The sequence below is a fragment of the Marinobacter sp. genome, assembly GCF_041690615.1.
Classification (GTDB): Bacteria; Pseudomonadota; Gammaproteobacteria; order Pseudomonadales; family Oleiphilaceae; genus Marinobacter.
On sequence record NZ_JAWLGY010000013.1, the window covers coordinates 87,690 to 102,727 of the forward strand.

The following is a 15,038-nucleotide window of genomic DNA, read 5'->3' on the forward strand; positions in this document are numbered from 1 at the left end:
AAGAGAATGTTATAATATTACATTTATGGCCGCGTGGGAAGTGCCTGTCGCGGCTGAGGGTATAACACCGCCCTGCATTCATGGGATTTCCGGCGAGGCTCGGTATAATGGCGACCTTTCATCCATTCACTGCGTCAGGCTGGATCCTTTGATGACTGTACGTACCCGAATTGCTCCGTCGCCCACCGGTGACCCCCATGTGGGCACCGCGTTTGTCGCCCTGTTCAACCTCTGTTTTGCGCGCCAGCACGGTGGTCAGTTTATCCTCCGCATAGAGGACACCGACCAGGCCCGCAGCACCGCCGAGTCGGAGCAGGACATTCTCCGGGCACTGCGCTGGCTTGGCCTGGAATGGGACGAAGGTCCCGATGTAGGTGGCCCCCATGGCCCCTATCGCCAGTCCGAGCGCAAGGACTCTTATCGCCAGTACGCTATGGAGTTGGTGGAGAAAGGTCACGCCTTTTACTGCTTCCGCACGCCGGAGGAGCTGGACGCCATCCGCGAGGAGCGCAAGGCCCGAGGCGAGAACCCGGGTATCAAGGGTGACCTGGAACTGCCGGAAGACGAAGTTCAGAGTCGCCTGGACGCGGGTGAGCCTTATGTCATTCGTATGAAGGTCCCGGATGAGGGCGTCTGCAAGATTGACGACATGTTGCGTGGGGTGATCGAGATTGACTGGTCCCAGGTGGATTGCCAGATCCTGCTCAAGTCTGACGGCATGCCCACCTACCACCTTGCCAACGTTGTGGATGACCATCTGATGGGGATCACCCATGTGCTGCGGGGTGAGGAGTGGATCAACTCGGCACCCAAGCACAAGCTGCTGTATCAGTACTTCGGCTGGGACATGCCGGTGCTGTGTCATCTGCCGCTGCTGCGTAACCCCGACAAGAGCAAACTGTCCAAGCGCAAGAACCCCACGTCCATCAATTTCTACGAGCGCATGGGTTTCTTGCCGGAGGCGGTGACCAACTACCTGGGACGCATGGGTTGGTCCATGCCGGACGAGCGGGAAAAGTTCACCCTGGACGAGATGATCGAGCACTTTGATATCAACCGGGTGTCCCTCGGTGGTCCGGTGTTTGATGTAGAGAAGTTGCGCTGGCTGAACGGCCTGTGGCTGCGGGAAGATGTCTCCGACGACCAGTTCGTGGAGCGCCTGAGCCAGTGGTGGTTCAACGAAGATGCCCTGCGGGCCCTGGTGCCTCATGTGAAGGGCAGGGCAGAGGTGTTCTCGGACGTGGCGCCGATGGCGTCCTTCATGTTCTCCGGCATGCTGGAGGTGACCGCCGAGGACTTTGCCCACAATAAACTGGACGAAGGCCAGGTGAAGCGGGTGCTGCAGTTTGCCCTGTGGAAGCTGGAAGCCCAGCGTCACTGGAGCAAGGAGAATATCTTCGCGGACATCAAGGGCCTGGCCAAGGCCATGGATCTGAAGATGGGCGACTTCATGTTCGCCATCTTTGTGGCGATTGCCGGTACACCCAATTCCTGGTCGGTCATGGACTCCATGGCCCTGCTGGGTCCGGACATGACCCGCGCCCGTTTGCGCCATGCGCTGAATGTGCTGGGCGGTTTTTCCAAGAAGGAAACCAAGCGGGTGGAGAAGGAGTACGCCACGTTGATCGCAGAATAAGCGATCTGGTGGTGTTTTGAACGGTCTGGACAGGGATGTCCAGAAAACTGAAAAAAATGCGTTTTAAGTGTTGACGCCCCCCGGGTGGATCCTTAATATACGCAGCCGTTGAGGGGCCATAGCTCAGCTGGGAGAGCGCAACACTGGCAGTGTTGAGGTCAGCGGTTCGATCCCGCTTGGCTCCACCAATTTCTAGTCCCCTTCGTCTAGTGGCCTAGGACTCCGCCCTTTCACGGCGGCAACAGGGGTTCGAACCCCCTAGGGGACGCCAATTTGGTAACACGGTTTAGTCCACCGGGTTATCAGCAAAAAACCGCCTTCCGGCGGTTTTTTTGTGTCTGTTTTTTGGGGCTCGGTTTGCTTGGTTTTCCAACTTTGCGGTTGGAATGGTTGGCCTGGTGCCGGGGACCGGGGTCGGTGACATCTTTCAGGACACGCCCCGTGAATCCATCCCTGGAGGGCTCCGTCGCGCCATCCCTGGCGCTCCAGGGTCCTGAAAGATGTCCCCAACCCCGCTCCCTTTGAGCTGCTCTGATACCTCCGGCATTATTTGGTAGCGACTGAACTTCATGATAAAGGCGGGGCGCAGCGTTGCCTCTGGAACTGTGTTTAAACAGTCCATGCCTTACGCACGTTGCCAGTAGGCAGAGCCCTAGAAGTGACTGGGTCGTTTTATTGTAGAGGTATCGAAAAGGATTCCGGGAGCTGGGGTGGGAAGACTTTTCAGGACCCTGGAGCGCCAGGGATGGCGCGACGGAGCCCTACATGGACGTACTTGCGGGGCGTGTCCAGAAAAGTCTTCCCGCCTCAGCTCCACCACCCGAATCTAGCAGGCTACTAATTCAAATCAGGAAGATCGTCTACCACCAGCTTAGCGAACAGCAATCGCGCCCTTACCAACCCCCTCAAAAGCCCGAACACGAACCTCATCGCCGGGGTGTGAAGCCTTGATCTGGTCAGCCAGGTAAGCCGCAATCAACTCAACGGTCGTATCGGTTTCCAGGAACCACACCCGCTGGCGGGGCAAGGTCAGCCGGAACTCCCCCTGCTCGGCGTCATAATGGAAGCTCACATACTCAGTGCCACCAGTATCCGTCCAGCTCTGGCTAAGATCCTCGCGGGTAGCGATGTAGATATCCTGCCATTGCCGCGCCCAATGCTTCTCCAGCTCTGTGTCCCGCCGTCCGTTGATATCAATGCGGATCGGTGAACGGTGGCCGTGGGCAATGCGCTGGCAGTTGCCCAGGTGCTTTTTCAGGCCGTGCACGTAATGATAATAGGCACCCTCAATCAGCTCCTCCCGCAGGGAGACCTCCACAGCCGTTACGTTGGCCGGCAGCACTGCCTTTAGCTCATTCTCCAGCAGACGCGCGACCGCGGAAGGCACCACCTCCGGGTGGTCCAGGAATACGACGGACTGTTCCGGCCCCTCGTGGCGGATCTGGCTGCCGTCTGCCAGGGTCCAGGTGAGATGCCCGGGGCTGTCGCCTCGTGCGAGGCACCTTGCCCCTCCCGGTACCACCAGCCGGTGGTCGACCCGCTCGTCAATGACCCGCTTGATCGTGCGTTTCACATTGCCGAAGTCGAACACCATGCCCTGTTCATCCAGTTCGCCGCCCAACACGATGTCGGCAATCCAGCTCTCCCCAACCAGGCCACGTTGGTGGTCAAGATAGGCAAAGTCGATGACAGTGAGGTTGTCGATAAACAGGTGATTCATGGAAACATCCGGCAGGAACGCTGCGATCGTGGGTTGAGAACAGGTCGCATTCTATCAAAGTTCGCCGCCGGTGGGTGAGTCTGGCCGGTGCTTCGGAGGGTAGCAAAACCCGAAGCCCCGGTCGTGAAGATGCGGTCAGAAGGGCAGCAGGTCGTTCATCCAGGCCAGGCTGACACCGACAATGCCCAGGCTGGCCACCAGGACACCGATATAGGCGTTACGGCTGGACTTGCGGCGTCGGTTGGCTGCCAGTTCATCCAGGTGCCTGGCCACCTGTTCTGCCTGCTGGCGGGCAGCTTCCGTGGCCTGATGCAGCGTATCGGCCTGCAGTGACTTCCAGAACTCCTGGTCCTGGTCCCGCTGGCGGTCCAGTTCCTCCAGCAGGAAGGTGTTTCTGTCTGTCGCCTGTTTTTCCATGGCCTGTACCGTGTCTCGCTGGTGCTGGCTGAGCAGCTTTTTAAGCAATTCGTTCACCTCCCGGGTCACCGTCCTGGCTACGGCCTTCTGATGAACGTCCAGGATAGCTTCCAGCGCAGCCAGCTTCTCGTTGATCAGGGTGGTGTTAAGGCTGTTGTGCTCGTCCATGCCCTGGCGCAGGTAGCCCGCCTGTTCATCAAAAAGGTGGGTCAGGCGTTCGTGGAGCTGCTCGCTGATCTGGGATTTGACCTCTGCCCGGGCGGCCATGGCGACCTGGTCTTCGGTCAGCAGGGGAATATCCGGGTCGTTTGCCGGGGGAACCCGGCTTTCTTCGCTGACGGTCACGGGTTCGACCTCCGGCATGGCGCGGAGTTTTTCCAGTACCCGGGTGACTCCGTCCCTTGCCGGGGGCTTGGGCAGGATGACGTCGACGCCCACAGCATGGGCGGTTTCCTCGAACTCAGCGGATTTCCCGGAGGTGCACATCACGATGGGGATGTGGGCTGTCACAGGGTTGTTGCGAATGGCGCGGGCCGCCTCGACGCCGTTCATTCCGGGCATGAGGTGGTCGATAAAGATCACGTCCGGGCGATCGCTGTTGCTCAGCAGGTCAAGTGCCTCTTCGGCGGAGCCGGCGGTGCTGACCTCCATATTGCTGCCCCTGAGCAGCTTGCTGAGGGTAAAGCGGGCAACTTTCGAATCATCCACCAGCAAGGCGTTTTTGATGTCCATCCGGATACTCTCCCCAGTTTGCAGGCTCCTGAAGAAAGTGTAACCCGGCATGGATACAAAAGTTTACATACAGGCGTGGTTATTGTTGCCGACTCAAACCCCGTTCACACTTCGTCTGGTGGTACCAGTCCCTGACTCTGGGACCAGGCCCGCATGTGAATGTCGGCCTCTTTCTGGAAGGGTGAGCGGAAAGGGTTGATGACAACATCAAACAGAAAGAAGAACAGCCCGATGGAGACCCAGCCTGCCAGCAACGTACTCATCGCCCGGGCCTGCAGCTCGGGGTTGGACGATACAAAGGCCTCCAGGTGGGGCAGCAGGGACTGAACCATGACCACCGGGTTGAACTCGGCCATAACCAGCGGCACCCAGAAGGCCAGAATGACGGGGAAGAAACCGAAGGACCAGGCACCCCGTAACAACAGGTAACCGGTGAGGTTTCGCAGATAGCGCTGACGCAGGCCCGGGTTGCGGCGCGCCCGGGCCAGGTAGCGTCGCCGTTCATTATGATAGGCGCTGGCGTCTGGCACTCGTGGGCTGGCGGGGTAGCGGCCGGGCTCGGTGGTCGTGTCGGTCATGATCATGGCTTACCTCGATACCTGGCTTGTCCGGTTGGGGTATCGCAATGGGTGGCAGCGCGTGAATCCGGCGCTTTTGCGATATTCGTTCCGGGGGCGGGGTTTCAAAACCCCTGCCTCGTCGCCATCATAGGGGAATTATTATCGGGGAAATTCGTTCCCGGTCACAACTGGCGGTAATCCTCCCGGGGACCTCCGCCGGTGTGTCGAGGATACCGTGATAAGCTACTTAACACTATTTTGCCAGACAGGACGAGTGCATGACCGTAACCAATGAGTCCAGTGTACACCCGGCGTTCGAGCATGTTCGCAGCCATCCCGTTGCTGCCCTGAACCTGACCATGGAGGAGTACGTACACCGCAAGACCGGTGCGCGGCACCTGCACATGGCGGCCGACAATGACGAGAACGTATTTTTCGTGGCCCTGCGCACCTTTCCCATGGACTCCACCGGTGTTGCCCATATCCTGGAGCACACGGCGCTGTGCGGCAGTGAGCGATATCCGGTGCGGGATCCGTTCTTCATGATGATCCGGCGGTCGCTCAATACCTTCATGAATGCCTTCACCAGCAGTGACTGGACCGCCTACCCGTTTGCCAGCAAAAACCGCAAGGATTTTGACAACCTGCTGTCGGTGTACCTGGACTCGGTGTTCTTTTCCAAACTGGACCCGCTGGATTTTGCCCAGGAAGGTCACCGGCTGGAATTCGAGACCCCGGACGACCCCACCACTCCCCTGGTATACCGGGGCGTGGTCTATAACGAAATGAAGGGTGCCATGAGCGCACCAACGTCCCAGTTGTGGCAGAACCTGTCCAGCCACCTGTTTCCCACCACCACCTACCATTACAACAGTGGTGGTGAGCCGGACCATATTGTGGACCTGAGCTATGACGACCTGGTGGCGTTCTATCGTCATCACTACCATCCCAGCAACGCGATTTTCTGCACTTACGGCGATATCCCGGCCCGGGAACACCATGAGCGGTTCGAGGAGCTGGCCCTGTCACGATTCGATGCCCTCGAGGTGGATCTGCCGGTTCGGGATGAGAAGCGACTGTTCTCGCCATTGAGGGTAGAGCAGGGCTATGCCGTCAGCGCCGGAGAGCCGATGGAGCGCAAGACCCACATGGTTATGGGCTGGCTGCTGGGTCACAGTTTTGACCTGCAGCAGAACCTGGAGGCCCAGCTGGTGGCAAGCGTGCTGCTGGACAACAGCGCCTCACCGTTGATGCACGCACTGGAAACCACGGACATTGCCGCAGCACCGTCGCCCATGTGCGGGCTGGAGGATTCCAACCGCGAAATGACCTTTGTCTGTGGTGTGGAGGGCTCTGAACCGGAGCGTCGGGAAGACCTGGAGGCCCTGGTCGAGGGTGTGCTGCAGAAAGTAGCCACGGAGGGTGTGCCCCGGGAGCGGCTGGAGGCCATACTCCATCAGCTGGAACTGCACCAGAGGGAAATTGCCGGCGACAGCTTTCCCTACGGCCTGCAGCTGATCATGACGGCAATTTCCCCCATGGTGCACGGCGGTGACCCGGTGGAGTTACTGGATCTTGAGCCGGTGCTGGAAACCATGCGGGAGCGAATCAGCGATCCCGACTATGTACCCGGACTGATCCGGCGCTTGCTGATTGAAAACCCCCACAGGGTAACCCTGACCCTGCGCCCGGACGACCAGCTGGAAAGCCGTCGCCAGGAAGCGGTGCGCCAGGCGCTGGAAGCCCGCAAGGCACGGCTGTCTGACGAGGAGAAGCAGCAAATCGTGACCCGGGCCCAGGCTTTGGAAGCCCGGCAGTTGCAGAAGGACGATGACTCCATTTTGCCGAAGGTGGATCTTTCCGATGTGCCCCTGAAAATCCATGTGCCTGAAGGGCACACCATGGAGGCCTTCCCCGCGGCCCTTTACGCCCAGGGGACCAATGGGCTGGTGTACGAACAGGCCATCTTCCAGTTGCCGGCCCTGTCCCGGGAAGAACTACTTCTGCTACCCCTTTACACCACCATTCTTACGGAAGTGGGCTGTGGTGACCTGGATTATCTTCAGATGCAGGACCGGATTTCCGCCTGTAGTGGTGGCATCGGTGCCAGTATATCCGCCCGGGGCAGGGTGGATGATGTGCAGAGCCTGAACGGCTATATGATTCTCAGCGGCAAGGCCCTGGCGCGTAATCGCAAGGCCCTCTCCGAATTGCTGCGGGATGTGTACGACCACGCCCGTTTCGATGAGAAAGGCCGCATCCGGGAGCTGGTCGCCCAGATCCGGGCCCGCCGGGAACAGGCGGTCACCGGCAGCGGGCATGGCCTGGCCATGGGCGCGGCTTCCCAGGGGCACAGCCCGGGGGCATGGCTGTCGTTCCGCCTGGCTGGCCTGGCAGGTATCAAGGGCACCAAGGCACTGGATGACACCCTGGACGAGAGCGCGGCCCTGGATAAGCTCTGTAACGACCTGGCTGGCCTGCACCAGAGGTTCCGCAAGCAACAGCGCCGGTTCCTGCTGGTGGCTGAAAGCGAACACCTGGACGCCATGGCGGAGGGCGTCGCCGGGCTCTGGCCCGAGGCTCCGGAGGTCAATGGAGAGCAGTGGCAGATGGAGCCGGTCAGCTACGACACCCGGGAGGCCTGGCTCACATCTACCCAGGTCAACTTCTGTGCCCGCTCCTATCCGACCGTTGCGCCGGACCATCCGGATGCGGCGGCACTGACCGTGCTCGGTGGGTTCCTGCGCAACGGCTACCTGCACCGGGCCATCCGGGAGAAGGGTGGCGCCTACGGTGGCGGTGCCGGCCAGGACAACGTCAATGGCACCTTCCGTTTCTTCTCCTACCGGGACCCACGCCTGGTGGAGACCCTGGGTGATTTCGACAGTTCCCTCCAGTGGCTGCAGGACGAAGCCCACGATCCGCAGGCGCTGGAAGAGTCTGTACTAGGGGTGATTGGCCAGCTGGACAAGCCCCGGTCACCGGCCGGGGAAGCACGTCACGCGTTCCACAGCCGGCTGTTCGGGCGTACGCCGGAGCAGCAGGCCCGGTTCCGTGAGCGGGTGCTGGCGGTAACCGTGGAAGATCTTCAGCGAGTGGCCCGGGACTGGTTGCGGCCTGAGAAGGCCAGTACGGCGGTTATTACCAGTCATGACAACCGCGAAACGGTTAGCGAGCTGGGACTGGAGATCCGGGAGCTGTAGCCAGGAGGCGCGCCCTGCGATGGGTGCTAACCGGAAAGGGAAGGGCAGCGTGATGAATCGCGCTGCCCTTTTCTGGTTGGAGCGGCTTGTTTGCCGGAACGGCAGGTTGTCGAGTCCCGGATCTGTCAGCGAAGCCGCTTGAGGCCGGTGGAAACCATGATACGGGTGGAAATCTCCTCCACCGAGTAGGCCGTGGTGTTCATGAACGGAATCCGCTCACGCCGGTACATGGTTTCAATCTCCTCGACCTCGTGCATGCATTGCTTGATGGATGAGTAACGGGAGTTGGGGCGGCGCTCGTTGCGAATCACCGCCAGGCGCTCGGGGTCAATGGTCAGGCCGAAGATCTTTTCCCGGTGTGGCCGGAGGACTTCTGGCAGTTGCTGGTCATCCAGGTCATCCTCGGTAATGGGGTAGTTGGCCGCCTTCACCCCGTACTGCAACGCCAGGTACAGACAGGTGGGCGTCTTGCCGGACCGGGAAGCTCCCACCAGGATCAGGTCCGCCTCATCGTAATGGCGGGTCCGGGCGCCATCGTCGTTGTCCAGGGCGAAGTTCACGGCGTGGATCCGCTTCTCGTAGGTGCCCTCGTTGTTGATGGAGTGGGACTTGCCCACGGTGTAGGACGATGATGCCTGCAGCTCCTGTTCCAGCGGATCCAGGAAGGTGCCGAAGATATCCACCATGAAGCCATCGGCTTCGCTGATGATCGCCCGGATATCCTTTTTCACAATGGTGTCGAACACCAGCGGCCGGAGGCCGTCTTCCTGTGCGGCCGTGTTGATCCGGTCCACCAGGGCTTCAGCCCGCTCCTGGTCATCCACGTAGGGAACCGTGACCCGTTCGAACTCGATTTTCTCGAACTGGGCCAGCAGGCTGTTGCCGAGCGCCTCCGCCGTAAGGCCGGTGCCGTCGGAGATGAAGAAGACTGTGCGTTTCATGAGCAGAGGTTCCCTAGGTAATCTTCACAGGTTACAGTATGATACACGCCAAATTCGATAGTCGGGAGCAACCTTATCATCCCCCGGGCCCTGTCGTGCAGCCCTGTCTGCAGATGGAGCGCATGATTTACAGGGGGTGAGTGCTCCTCTATTCTTTGCAGTTTGCTCGACTGAACCAAGGGAGACGCGCTTTGGAAGATTACATTATCTGGTTTGAGAACCTGGGCATGTCAGATGTTGAGCGGGTGGGGGGAAAGAACGCCTCTCTCGGCGAAATGATCAGCAATCTGGCCAATGCCGGCGTGTCCGTACCAGGTGGTTTTGCGACCACGGCCCATGCTTACCGGGAATTCCTGGCCAAGGACGGGCTGCGGGACCGCATTGACGAAGCGCTGGATGCCCTTGATATCAATGACGTAAACGAGCTTGCCCGGGTTGGTGCGGATATCCGTCAGTGGGTACTGGAGCAGCCCTTCCCCGCCGACCTGGAAAAACATCTGGAGCAGTCGTTTATCAAGCTCCAGGACGGCAACCGTAACCTGGCGGTCGCAGTGCGTTCCTCAGCCACCGCAGAAGACCTTCCCGACGCGTCCTTTGCCGGTCAGCAGGAAACCTTCCTCAATGTGGTTGGCTTCGAGCAGGTAAAAAAATCCGTCAAGGAAGTCTTTGCCTCTCTGTTCAACGACCGTGCTATTTCCTACCGGGTTCACCATGGCTTTGACCACAAGCTGGTGGCACTGTCTGCGGGTATCCAGAAGATGGTTCGCAGTGAGACTGCGGCCAGCGGGGTGATGTTTACCCTGGACACCGAGTCCGGATTCCGCGATGTGGTATTTGTGACTGCTTCCTACGGCCTGGGTGAAACCGTGGTCCAGGGGGCGGTAAACCCTGACGAGTTCTACGTACACAAGCCGACCCTGGAGGACGGCCGTCCTGCGGTACTGCGCCGTAACCTGGGCAGCAAGGCCATCAAGATGGTCTATTCCGCGGACAAGGATTCCGACCACTTCGTGGATACCGTAAAGGTGGAGCAGGACGATCGTAACCGCTTCTGTATCAGCGACGCAGAGGTGACCGAACTGGCCAAGCAGGCCATGATCATCGAGAAACACTACGACCGCCCCATGGACATCGAATGGGCGAAAGACGGCGACGACGGTCGCATCTACATTGTTCAGGCCCGCCCGGAAACCGTCAAGAGTCGCGCTGCCGCCAATGTGATGGAGCGATACCTGCTGAAAGAGCAGGGCAAGGTGATTGTCGAGGGTCGCAGTATCGGACACAAGATTGGTAGCGGCGCCGTGCGGGTGGTGGACAGCATCAAGGATATGGACAAGGTCCAGCCCGGCGACGTGCTGGTTACCGACATGACCGATCCTGACTGGGAGCCGGTGATGAAGCGGGCGGCAGCGATCGTGACCGACCGTGGCGGACGTACCTGCCACGCCGCGATTATCGCCCGTGAGCTGGGTATTCCTGCTGTCGTAGGCTGTGGCGACGCCACCGAAGTCCTCAAGGACGGCCAGGAAGTTACCGTGTCCTGTGCCGAGGGGGATACCGGCCTGATCTATGAGGGCAGCCTGGACTTCGAGTTGCGGGAGAACACCGTGGAGTCCATGCCGGCCATCCCCTTCAAGATCATGATGAACGTGGGCAACCCGGACCGGGCCTTCGACTTCCAGGCCCTGCCCAACGAGGGCGTGGGGCTTGCGCGACTGGAGTTCATCATCAACCGGATGATCGGCGTTCACCCCAAGGCGCTGCTGAACTATGACAGCCTGCCCCGGGATATCCGTCAGACCGTGGAGAAGCGCTTCTCCGGCTACGCCTCTCCGGTGGATTTCTACGTGGACAAGCTGGTTGAGGGTATTTCGACCCTGGCCGCAGCCTTCCACCCCAAGAAGGTGATCGTGCGCTTGTCGGACTTCAAGTCCAACGAGTACGCCAACCTTATCGGCGGCACTCTGTACGAGCCGGACGAAGAAAACCCCATGCTTGGCTTCCGGGGCGCGTCCCGCTATATCTCCGATACCTTCCGGGACTGCTTCGAGCTCGAATGCCGTGCCCTGAAGAAGGTCCGTGACGAGATGGGCTTTACCAACGTGGAAATCATGGTGCCCTTCGTCCGTACCGTGGGCGAAGCCAGCCAGGTGGTGGATCTGCTGGCGGAGAATGGCCTCAAGCGGGGTGACAATGACCTCCGCCTGATCATGATGTGCGAGTTGCCCGCCAATGCGCTGCTGGCGGACCAGTTCCTGGAACACTTTGATGGCTTCTCCATCGGCTCCAACGATCTGACCCAGCTGACCCTGGGCCTGGACCGGGATTCCGGCATCATTGCCCACCTGTTTGACGAGCGGAACGACGCAGTCAAGGCTTTGCTGTCCAACGCTATCCAGGCCTGCAAGCGTGCCGACAAATACATTGGTATCTGCGGGCAGGGGCCGTCGGACCATCCGGACCTGGCCAAGTGGCTGATGGATGAAGGTATCGACACCGTATCCCTGAACCCGGACTCGGTGCTGGACACCTGGTTCTTCCTGGCTGACGAATCCATTGACTGATACCGGCCTCAGAGGCTGTGGATAAGGAGACCGACAACGTGGACATCGTAACTCCCGATATTTGTGATGATCATCCTGAAGTCCAGGTGGTGGAGCCTGGCTTCCGTAACTTTGGCGGCGTCGACGCCTTTGGCGGTGAAGTGGTTACTGTGAAATGCTTCGAGGACAACTCCATCGTCAAGGAGCAGGTGGCCCGGCCGGGTAACGGCTGCGTCATGGTCGTCGACGGCGGTGGTTCGAAGCGGGCGGCCCTGCTGGGGGATATGCTGGCAGAGAAGGCTGCGGCCAATGGCTGGGCGGGGCTGATTATCTACGGCTGTATCCGTGATGTGGACGTCATCGGCAAGACCGAACTGGGCGTCCAGGCCCTGGGAACCCATCCCCGCAAGACCGAAAAGAAGGGTATTGGAGACCTGAACGTACCGGTCACGTTTGGTGGTGTCACTTTCCGGCCCGGTCAGTACGTCTACGCTGACAACAACGGCATCGTTGTGTCAGAGACAAAGCTTGGCTGATACCGGCTGCTTGCTGGTCTGAAAAAGCCCTGGCGGGTTATTCCGTCGGGGCTTTTTGCTCAGTGCCTGACCTTCTCGATCGCGACACCCAGCAGGAACACGTCGCCGCTCGGCTCCGTCCGTATTACCTTCACTTCGGTCTCAAACGGCGGGAACTGGTCACTGGTGGCCGGCAACAGGGTGTGCAGCATGGCTCCCTCAGGAATGAAGTCAGCGACCTGCAACTGCATGCCTGTGCCGCTGAGGTCGCGGCAAATTCCTGTGAATGATCGACCTTCACCGTCGGTAATCTGGATTTCAGAGTTTACCTGCATCCGGTGGAAATCGCGCTTCTCCGAGTAATCCCTCATGGTCATCGACATGACTAACTCTTCCCTCTCTGGTCAGGAAGGCTGTGGATTGATCAGCCCTCTATAAATCCTTTTAGTGGCTATGCGTCCATTGGTCAAAGAACCTGACGTCATAACCGCCGTATGGAACCATAGATTTAGTATCAGGAGAGTGAACAGATCCCCAGATCTGGTGCGTTAACAGGCTGTACATAACACGACCGAATCAGGGGAAGGCATAAATGGCCTGAGAGGTATCAGGCCCAGGTGTCGTTCTTCTTGCTGGGTTTCAGCCAGGGCAGTACAACGGCGATAAACATGCCCAGAATCAGCAGGCCGGCGCCCAGTAACATGAAATCGGACTCCTTGCGGGCTTCCAGGCGCTCCACTTCAGCAGTAAGTACTTCCACTTCGTTTTTCAGCTTCTGGTTGCTTTCCTGCAGTTCCCGGTTGCGCCGATCGAGGTTGAGCGCATTGGATGAGACGGAGCGAATGTCCTCCAGTTCAGCGCTGAGCTCCTCTACGCGATTCTCGAGTTCCTGTTCACGGGAGGATAACTGATCCCGTTCACCGGATACCTCGCCCATGCGGTCCTGGAGTTCCTGCAGTTCACTACGGGCCTGCTCCAGCTCACGGTTGGCGGCATCAAGCCGGTCCCGGGCGATGGGCTGGTTGGTCAGGTAGCGGGTTGGTACCCAGCCTTCCACTCCCTGGCTGGTTCGTATCTTGCTGTAGCCGGATTCCTCGGACTGCTCCAGCAGGGTAACCGCCGTACCGCTGCGGAGTCCGTTATGGAGGATGCGGAATTGTGTACCCTGTCCGCTGCGAACCGGCGCGTAGAGCGTGTCATCAATATAGACGGTTCTGGCATGGGCCAGACCACTCACCAACAGCATTGCCAGCAGAGGCAGCACCAGCAGGCGAAAACCGGTGAACAGACGGGGAGAGGTTACAGCTCGAGCCATCACAGCGTTAATCCTGGCAGTTGAAAGACCGGGTCAGTTTTGAAGCGGCCGGTGGGTGATCATGGGGACCTGATTTGCTACCAACGGTCGGTTAGCCGGCAATTTTGTCACATCGCTTGATTGGTTCAAGTCACTGGCTATTACAAAACGCTCATGGAGTCAGGGACGCGACCTGGTTCCCGGTCAGGGCAGGACGGCCTTGAAAGGCTTGACCGTGACCTTGCGGTACACACCGGCCTCAACGTAGGGGTCGGTATCGGCCCAGTTGCGGGCGTCGTCGAGAGAATCAAACTCGGCAACGACCAGGCTTCCGGTGAAGCCGGCTTCTCCGGGTTCCGGGGTGTCCAGTGCCGGGTGCGGGCCCGCCACAAGCAGGCGGCCCTGGTCCCGCAGGGCTTCCAGGCGTGCCAGGTGTGCCGGGCGTGCTTTCGCGCGCAGCGGCAGGCTGTGGTCGACATCCTCGCTCATGATGGCGTAGTACATAGGGTTACTGTCCTCTTGACTATCGGGCGCACGGGAACGTGTTAGACTGGCGGCCAACGCTTTGAACCCGCTCAGGATAATTTGTGACTATACCGCAGGCTAACCGCCAATGCATTGATCTCCATTGCCACAGCACCGCATCTGATGGTGCGCTCAGTCCATCTGACCTGGTCGCCCGGGCGGCCGAGCAGGGGGTGACGCACCTTGCCCTGACTGACCATGACACGCTGGATGGCACCGGTGCGGCCCGTAACGCGGCGGATCAGCATAACCTTACCCTGATCAACGGCATTGAACTGTCCTGTGTCTGGCGCAAACACACGATTCATGTTGTGGGACTGGACATGGTCGAGGACGATGCCGGTTTTGCCGACCACGTAGCCATCCAGCAATCGAACCGCTGGAAACGGGCAGCGGCTATAGCCGACAAGCTGGTAAGACACGTGGCCGGTTGTGAGCGCACTATCCTGGATCAGGCGACCGCTCTGGCCGGCGGGGACGTACCCGGGCGTCCCCATTTTGCGAGAGCGCTGGTGGAGGCCGGTCTGGTAAAGGACCAGGCCCAGGCGTTCCGCAGGTATCTTGGCAGCGGCAAGCCAGGAGATGTGAAGGCTTTCTGGCCGGAGCTGGAAGAAGTGGTACAGTGGATTACCGGCGCCAGCGGCATTGCCGTACTGGCCCATCCCCGCAAGTACAAGCTGACGGCCACCCGTTTGAGGGCACTGGTGGATGACTTTATGGCAGCAGGTGGCGAGGGGATAGAGGTGGTCACTTCAGGACAGTCCAGTGGTGACCTGGGGTTTCTTGCCGAGCTATGTCGTCGGCATTCGCTGCTGGCATCCCGTGGCAGTGACTTCCACTTTCCCGGCGCCAGTTGGTGTGAGCTTGGCCGGATTCCGCCCCTGCCAGAGGGCCTTACACCTGTCTGGGAGCGCTTTCGCTCGCCGGTGTGAGGCCCCGGGCCCGGCAAACG

General features: G+C 59.7%; 12 protein-coding genes and 2 tRNA genes. 7 read left to right on the forward strand and 7 right to left on the reverse strand.

What is annotated here, in order from left to right:
- Positions 1-151 precede the first annotated feature (151 nt).
- The 3 genes from gltX (at position 152) to ACESMZ_RS10885 (ending at position 1,907) form a co-directional block, all read left to right on the forward strand.
- The gene (gene gltX / locus ACESMZ_RS10875) at positions 152-1,636 is read left to right on the forward strand and encodes a glutamate--tRNA ligase (protein WP_372972599.1); all 1,485 of its coding nucleotides are present in this window, start codon (positions 152-154) and stop codon (positions 1,634-1,636) included.
- 112 nt (positions 1,637-1,748) lie between these two features.
- Positions 1,749-1,824: transfer RNA gene (locus ACESMZ_RS10880), tRNA-Ala, on the forward strand.
- A 7-nt stretch (positions 1,825-1,831) separates the two neighbouring features.
- Positions 1,832-1,907: transfer RNA gene (locus ACESMZ_RS10885), tRNA-Glu, on the forward strand.
- Between the two features lie 600 nt (positions 1,908-2,507).
- Here the strand turns inward: ACESMZ_RS10885 and ACESMZ_RS10890 are convergent.
- The 3 genes from ACESMZ_RS10890 to ACESMZ_RS10900 all read right to left on the reverse strand — a co-directional run bounded on the left by ACESMZ_RS10890 (position 2,508) and on the right by ACESMZ_RS10900 (position 5,083).
- On the reverse strand, positions 2,508-3,356 hold the full coding sequence (locus tag ACESMZ_RS10890) for a 6-pyruvoyl trahydropterin synthase family protein (RefSeq protein WP_372956344.1): 849 nt from the start codon (positions 3,354-3,356) through the stop codon (positions 2,508-2,510).
- A 135-nt stretch (positions 3,357-3,491) separates the two neighbouring features.
- A complete protein-coding gene (locus tag ACESMZ_RS10895; RefSeq protein WP_372956345.1) occupies positions 3,492-4,505 on the reverse strand; it encodes a response regulator in 1,014 nt (337 codons plus the stop codon).
- 104 nt (positions 4,506-4,609) lie between these two features.
- Entirely contained in the window at positions 4,610-5,083 is a 474-nt protein-coding gene (locus ACESMZ_RS10900; RefSeq protein WP_372956346.1) for a hypothetical protein, read from the reverse strand.
- Positions 5,084-5,343: 260 nt separating this feature from the next.
- Here ACESMZ_RS10900 and ACESMZ_RS10905 point away from each other — a divergent pair, with 260 nt between their 5' ends.
- Positions 5,344-8,268, forward strand: coding sequence for an insulinase family protein (locus ACESMZ_RS10905; protein WP_372956347.1), 2,925 nt, complete (start codon positions 5,344-5,346; stop codon positions 8,266-8,268).
- Between the two features lie 125 nt (positions 8,269-8,393).
- Here the strand turns inward: ACESMZ_RS10905 and ACESMZ_RS10910 are convergent, their stop codons facing one another.
- A complete protein-coding gene (locus ACESMZ_RS10910; protein WP_372956348.1) occupies positions 8,394-9,209 on the reverse strand; it encodes a pyruvate, water dikinase regulatory protein in 816 nt (271 codons plus the stop codon).
- A gap of 191 nt (positions 9,210-9,400) precedes the next feature.
- Here ACESMZ_RS10910 and ppsA point away from each other — a divergent pair, with 191 nt between their 5' ends.
- A complete protein-coding gene (ppsA, locus tag ACESMZ_RS10915) occupies positions 9,401-11,773 on the forward strand; it encodes a phosphoenolpyruvate synthase (protein ID WP_372956349.1) in 2,373 nt (790 codons plus the stop codon).
- A 38-nt stretch (positions 11,774-11,811) separates the two neighbouring features.
- Positions 11,812-12,288: a ribonuclease E activity regulator RraA gene (gene rraA, locus ACESMZ_RS10920; protein WP_372956350.1), complete on the forward strand. Its 477-nt coding sequence runs from the start codon at positions 11,812-11,814 to the stop codon at positions 12,286-12,288.
- 59 nt (positions 12,289-12,347) lie between these two features.
- On the opposite strand, the gene ACESMZ_RS10925 is transcribed toward rraA, so the two are convergent.
- From ACESMZ_RS10925 to ACESMZ_RS10935, 3 genes are all read right to left on the reverse strand, one after another.
- Entirely contained in the window at positions 12,348-12,650 is a 303-nt protein-coding gene (locus ACESMZ_RS10925) for a PilZ domain-containing protein (RefSeq protein WP_372956351.1), read from the reverse strand.
- Between the two features lie 224 nt (positions 12,651-12,874).
- A complete protein-coding gene (locus ACESMZ_RS10930) occupies positions 12,875-13,582 on the reverse strand; it encodes a TIGR04211 family SH3 domain-containing protein (RefSeq protein ID WP_372956352.1) in 708 nt (235 codons plus the stop codon).
- A 183-nt stretch (positions 13,583-13,765) separates the two neighbouring features.
- The gene (locus ACESMZ_RS10935; protein ID WP_372956353.1) at positions 13,766-14,065 is read right to left on the reverse strand and encodes a YciI family protein; all 300 of its coding nucleotides are present in this window, start codon (positions 14,063-14,065) and stop codon (positions 13,766-13,768) included.
- 83 nt (positions 14,066-14,148) lie between these two features.
- On the opposite strand from ACESMZ_RS10935, the gene ACESMZ_RS10940 reads away from it, so the two are divergent.
- A complete protein-coding gene (locus tag ACESMZ_RS10940) occupies positions 14,149-15,018 on the forward strand; it encodes a PHP domain-containing protein (RefSeq protein ID WP_372956354.1) in 870 nt (289 codons plus the stop codon).
- Positions 15,019-15,038 lie beyond the last annotated feature (20 nt).

Excerpts from the sequence above, each read along its gene's own strand:
- gltX (WP_372972599.1), top strand. The coding sequence starts at position 152 with ATGACTGTACGTACCCGAATTGCTCCGTCGCCCACCGGTGACCCCCAT.
- ACESMZ_RS10890 (WP_372956344.1), bottom strand. The coding sequence starts at position 3,356 with ATGAATCACCTGTTTATCGACAACCTCACTGTCATCGACTTTGCCTAT.
- ACESMZ_RS10895 (WP_372956345.1), bottom strand. The coding sequence starts at position 4,505 with ATGGACATCAAAAACGCCTTGCTGGTGGATGATTCGAAAGTTGCCCGC.
- ACESMZ_RS10900 (WP_372956346.1), bottom strand. The coding sequence starts at position 5,083 with ATGACCGACACGACCACCGAGCCCGGCCGCTACCCCGCCAGCCCACGA.
- ACESMZ_RS10905 (WP_372956347.1), top strand. The coding sequence starts at position 5,344 with ATGACCGTAACCAATGAGTCCAGTGTACACCCGGCGTTCGAGCATGTT.
- ACESMZ_RS10910 (WP_372956348.1), bottom strand. The coding sequence starts at position 9,209 with ATGAAACGCACAGTCTTCTTCATCTCCGACGGCACCGGCCTTACGGCG.
- ACESMZ_RS10925 (WP_372956351.1), bottom strand. The coding sequence starts at position 12,650 with ATGTCGATGACCATGAGGGATTACTCGGAGAAGCGCGATTTCCACCGG.
- ACESMZ_RS10930 (WP_372956352.1), bottom strand. The coding sequence starts at position 13,582 with ATGGCTCGAGCTGTAACCTCTCCCCGTCTGTTCACCGGTTTTCGCCTG.
- ACESMZ_RS10935 (WP_372956353.1), bottom strand. The coding sequence starts at position 14,065 with ATGTACTACGCCATCATGAGCGAGGATGTCGACCACAGCCTGCCGCTG.